The sequence below is a fragment of the Dietzia sp. NPDC055343 genome (genome assembly GCF_053645265.1).
On the sequence record NZ_JBSHMJ010000156.1, the window covers coordinates 1 to 1,291 of the forward strand.

Here is a 1,291-nt window from a genome sequence, read left to right on the forward strand (position 1 = left end):
GTAGGTGCGAAGCGGGATGGGATGGAGGTGGGGGCTGATGGAGAGGGATGACGACGACAAGGCGGGCCCGCCGACTTCGCCCACCGGTCCGGCCGCATCTGCCGCTGCGGCGGCGATCTCGGTTGCCGCCGATGCTGCGCGTGCGGGGTGGGAGGCCGAGAACCGTGCGGCGGCGCACCGACTGTCGGCAGCGCACCAGTTGATGACCGCATGCCTGGACTACCCGGGCTGCGGTACCGACCCCGACGATCCCCGGCCCGGATACTCGATCCTCGATGCCGCCGATGTCGCAATCACCCACCTGGTGCGGGTGCTGGCGATCTCCACCTACAAAGCCGGGACGATGATCTCCTTCGCCGCCGACCTGCACCTTCGCTACCCGGCGATCCTCACCGCGATGACCCAGGGACGACTAGAGGAGGCCACAGCCAAAGCCCTGGCCGGGCAGATGGAATTCGTCGACCCCGCACTGCTGCACCAGATCCAACAGGACGTGGTCGATGACTACCTGGCCGCCATCGAAGCCGGCAGACGCCCCGGCATGAAAGCCATCCGCAACCGGGCCGACGAGATCATCTCCACACGCGATCCGAACGCGGTCCGGGCCCGCAAAAAAGACGCCGGCCGCGACCGCGGCGCCAGCATCAGCCCCGGCCGCGACGGCATGTCCACCCTCCACGCCCTCCTGCACGCCGACGAGGCCGCCGTCCTGGCCGAAGCACTCGAACAGAAAGTCGCCGCCGACCGCGCCACCGAAGAAGACGCCGCAGCCACTGCCAGCGAGCCCGCCGACAACACCACAGCCGCAAACGGGCCCAACACCGAGACCGACGCTAGCCCCGGGGCTGCGGATGCGCCCTACAGCCTGGCCCAACGCCGCGCCGATGCCCTGATGTCCCTGATCTGCGGCGACACCACCACACCCGCCGACACCACCACCCCGGCCGGCACCGACACCCGCACCAGCTCCGGCACGCCGGACACGTCGGGCTCGGGCACACCGGACGGACCGGCTGCCGGTGGGGTGATGCTGCGGCCCAAAATCACCGTCATCGCCCCCACCGGCGCGAACGCCAACCGCTGGGCAGACCACACCCGGGTGGAGTTCGCCCGCACCGGCGAAGCGGCCCTGCAGTCCCTGCTGGACCTGCTCGCCTGCAGCGACGGCGCCAGCCTGCACCACATCGACCCCACCCCCGGCGCCGCGGACGACCGAGACGCTGCGCTGCGGTACCGGCCCTCCGCAGCCCTGGCGCACCGGATCCGGCTGCGGGATGGCACCTGCCGCCAC

At 71.0% G+C, this 1,291-nt stretch carries 1 protein-coding gene; it reads left to right on the plus strand.

What is annotated here, in order from left to right; translation table 11 throughout:
* Positions 1-37: 37 nt before the first annotated feature.
* On the plus strand, positions 38-1,291 hold a 1,254-nt coding region (locus ACWIE7_RS19310; RefSeq protein ID WP_454070352.1), incomplete at its 3' end, for a DUF222 domain-containing protein.